This is a genomic window from Chryseobacterium sp. 2TAF14, assembly GCF_052115105.1.
GTDB lineage: Bacteria > Bacteroidota > Bacteroidia > Flavobacteriales > Weeksellaceae > Chryseobacterium.
In genome coordinates this window covers 1-3,651 of record NZ_JBFRGA010000230.1, presented here as the reverse complement: position 1 = coordinate 3,651, position 3,651 = coordinate 1, and the positions used below count along the sequence as shown (strand labels likewise).

Sequence of the window (3,651 nt, the reverse complement as noted above, 5' to 3'; positions counted from 1 at the left end):
ATCCGAAGTTGATCGTAATTTGGTATTCATAATTGCGGCAAAGCTACAAATAATAAAATCAACAGATTATGATTTGCTTTCTAAATAAAATTAGAACTCAATAATCTTCACAGAATTCCCATGGCATAAACTTTGAATAATCATCATCATATTTTCATTACACAAAATTTACTTTCAGATGCCCGGTTTAAAGTCGGGTGTTTTTTTAAAGATTATTAACATATTATTAAACTATTAATCAAAATGGAACAATTTTGGCTACAAATACTTGGAAGAAATTCAAAATAAATTATTTCTTTGCAGTATTAGAAAACTGATGGTAATGAATAACAAAAAAATAATGGTATGCGATGATGATCAGGGCATACTGGATGTTTTGCAGATGCTTTTGGAGACGGAAGATTTCACTGTGATCACTGAAATTGAAAGCCCGAATGTTATTGATCAGATAAAAAGCAAAAATCCGGATCTTCTTTTGCTTGATTTATGGATGCCTATTCTATCGGGAGACCAGGTGCTGAAAAAGATTCGCCAGACCGAAGATATAAAAGATTTGCCGGTTATTGTTTTGTCTGCAAGCGTTGACGGAAGTGATATTGCAGCAGATGCAGGAGCCGATGCTTTCGTAGCAAAACCTTTTGATATGGATGATTTGATTATTAAAATAAAGGGACTTTTAAAAGCGGATCACGCATTACATTAAAAGTAAGCTGCATTTTAAGTCAATAAAAAATCATAAAGAAGCGAAACAGAAATGTATTGCTTCTTTTTTTATGATCTGATTTTAGTTTAAATCTGACCAAAAATTAACCCTGTTTCTTAGCAGACCAATCATTGTACAAATTGTAAATACTTTTGGAATATTTATTGTAAAGTGATTTTATACACCAAACCGAATTATCATGAATATTATATTTACGACCATCAATAAAAAAGCCTGCACTACAGAACTTCAAAAAAAACTTTGGGACGGCGCAGAGTTGATGACACAAAACCAGATTCTCCGAAAATTAGAACTTGCAAAAAGCTACCTTACCGATTTAACCATAAATATAACCATTGATATGGCTAAAGGAATTTATTCTGTAATCAGAAATGAATTGACCGACGAGCAGTTTTTCAAGATACAACGTGCACTTGCCGTAAAATTATAGTTATTGAAATCCTTTTTGAATCTGGATTATATTTCTGTGATCTTCCCTACCGAAGCGATAAGCTCATTCATATCGAAAGGCTTGGATATGAATTTGTCACATCCTGTTTCCAAGGCTATTTTTTCTTCGTTCCTGCTTGCAGACAAAACGATAATGGGAAGAGATTGTATTTTCCGGTCAGCTCTGATTTGTTTAATAATGTCATATCCTGACAAAACCGGCATCCAAAGGTCGAGAAGCAATAGATCGGGTTGTTCAGATTTTAATCTTTTGAGCAATAAGGTACTGTCAATTTCTTTATAAACGGTGTAACCTTCAGGTTCTAAAATCATTTCAAGAACATCCAAAATTCCCTGATCATCATCACATATCATTATTTTTTTATTTTTAATATCCATATTTTATTTTTTATATAAGGGAAGCGTAAAATGAAACGTTGAACCTTTCCCCAATTCAGATTCTACCCACATTGTACCGTTGTGATGATGAATGATTTTTTTGCTGATGTAAAGACCTATTCCCATTCCGGGATATTTTTTTTGTGTGCTTCCGGCTCTGTAAAACCTGTCAAATATTTTAAGCTGATCTTCATGGCTTATTCCTAAGCCGTAATCTTTCACAGAAACTTTTGCAAAATCTGAAACTTTGGAGATCATTACATCGATTTCTGCAGACGTTGGTGAATATTTTATGGCATTTGATAAAATATTGCTTACTACCTGTGAAATTTGAGATTCGTCAACATTTACCATCACTTCCTGATCGCCTTTGATATTTACTCTGAAATTATTATCTGAAAACAGTACATTTTCTACCGAGTTTTTAAGAATATAGAACAAATTACAGGGTTCCATATGTGATTCTATATTACCCGATTGTATTTTAGATGTATCTAATAAATTTGTAATCAATTTATTAAGCCTTTCAATATGAACTGAAACTTTATCTAATGTCTGATTATATTTAGCACTCGAATTACTGCCTGAAAATCTTTGAAGGATTTGTATAAGACCTTTAATCGTCGTTAAAGGAGTTTTCAATTCGTGGCTTGCAATAGAAAGAAAATCATCTTTCCGCTTTTCTATTTCACGTCTTTCCGTAGCATCCTCAATCGCCAGCAAAATCCGGTCTTTATATTGCCCTTCAAATTCAACTCTGTACGCATTCAGTATCATCAGTTTTTTTCCTATGTGAGGAAAATCATGCTCAACCTCAAAATCAATAACAGGATTATTGGTGGGAAGAATCTCCGTAAGAAGGCTTTTCAAAGCATCAATATCCCATTGATGATTTCCCAGCTCATAGAGCAGCTTCCCTACCGTATCTTCAGAAGAAACCTTAAATGTTTTAAAAAAATGATTATTGGCACTTAGAACGATAAAGTCTTCGTCAAGTACCAAAAGGCTTTCTCTTACAGTTTGTATAATGCTGGAAAGGAACATCTCGTTCCCGCGCAATTCTTTGGTACGTTCTTCAACTTTTTTTTCTACAGATGCTTTGGCTTCGCGCAGATCGTGCTCAGCTTGTTTCTGGTCGGTAATATCGTTCTGAACACCAATAAAATGAGTCGTATTCCCTTCTTCATCTTTCACCGGAGATACAAAAAGCTCGTTCCAAAACAAATCTCCATTTTTCTTATAATTTCTGATAATCACCCTGCTCTCTTCATTTTCTCTGATAGAATTTTTAATTATATCTCTGGCTTCCTGATGGCGGTCGTTGGATTGAAGAAACCTGCAGTTGTGACCGATTATTTCGTCTCTGCTATAGCCGGTAATTTTTTCAAAAGCTTTGTTGCAGTAAATAATCGGGTTATCATCCAGACTATTATCTGTTATAATTATACCCGAATTTGAGGAATCCAATGCGTGCTGATACAATATGAGCCTGTTGTTATTTAATGAATTCAAAATATATGTTTTAGTTGGTGTATTGATAAGTTAACCATTATTATGCCTAAGCAACCAATCGAAGAAATATTTATAAATAAAATTGATCTTACTTTTTAATATCATTTTAGCAACAATAAACTAATATGTAAGCAGATTTGGTTTATTAATTGTATATAATTTTTTCATATATAATACCCTTTATATAATGAATATCAATATTTTAATAACATCAGCAACCAATGTACTTCATAGTATCTTGTTTTATGGGGAAAATATCTCATCAGAATTTTTCAGATCATTCCCGCTATCTGAAAGATATAATGAGCATCAGTTTCAGGTAAACGGCTTTATGGCGATAGCTGCCGGATATTTTATTCTTTAGAAAAAGCGAAATTTCAAACTTCGCAGCAGATACAAAAGAATTATAAAAACTTTATCATCTGAAACACCGAATCAGTTAACTAATCAATCTGATACAAAGCTTATTTCAACAGATTTTTCAAAGAAAATCACATCAAGCATGGAAAAAAGGATTGTTGATGGATTGATAAATTTTAAAGAGTCCGGAAAATTTTTAGAAAGAGAATCAGGCTTAGCTGCAATGT

At 33.0% G+C, this 3,651-nt stretch carries 5 protein-coding genes; 3 read left to right on the top strand and 2 right to left on the bottom strand.

The window, feature by feature from the left end; all coding sequences use genetic code 11:
• Positions 1–322: 322 nt before the first annotated feature.
• Positions 323–703, top strand: a complete 381-nt coding sequence (locus AB4Y90_RS16520) for a response regulator (RefSeq protein WP_441558668.1) — start codon at positions 323–325, stop codon at positions 701–703.
• A gap of 199 nt (positions 704–902) precedes the next feature.
• The gene (locus tag AB4Y90_RS16515; protein ID WP_441558667.1) at positions 903–1,154 is read left to right on the top strand and encodes a hypothetical protein; all 252 of its coding nucleotides are present in this window, start codon (positions 903–905) and stop codon (positions 1,152–1,154) included.
• A 26-nt stretch (positions 1,155–1,180) separates the two neighbouring features.
• Here the strand turns inward: AB4Y90_RS16515 and AB4Y90_RS16510 are convergent, their stop codons facing one another.
• Both AB4Y90_RS16510 and AB4Y90_RS16505 read right to left on the bottom strand, forming a co-directional pair.
• Positions 1,181–1,552, bottom strand: a complete 372-nt coding sequence (locus AB4Y90_RS16510; protein ID WP_441558666.1) for a response regulator — start codon at positions 1,550–1,552, stop codon at positions 1,181–1,183.
• A 3-nt stretch (positions 1,553–1,555) separates the two neighbouring features.
• Positions 1,556–3,064: a PAS domain-containing sensor histidine kinase gene (locus AB4Y90_RS16505; RefSeq protein WP_441558665.1), complete on the bottom strand. Its 1,509-nt coding sequence runs from the start codon at positions 3,062–3,064 to the stop codon at positions 1,556–1,558.
• 187 nt (positions 3,065–3,251) lie between these two features.
• Here AB4Y90_RS16505 and AB4Y90_RS16500 point away from each other — a divergent pair, with 187 nt between their 5' ends.
• Positions 3,252–3,428 (top strand): hypothetical protein, encoded by a 177-nt coding sequence (locus AB4Y90_RS16500; RefSeq protein ID WP_441558664.1) that lies wholly within the window; start codon positions 3,252–3,254, stop codon positions 3,426–3,428.
• Positions 3,429–3,651: the final 223 nt, after the last annotated feature.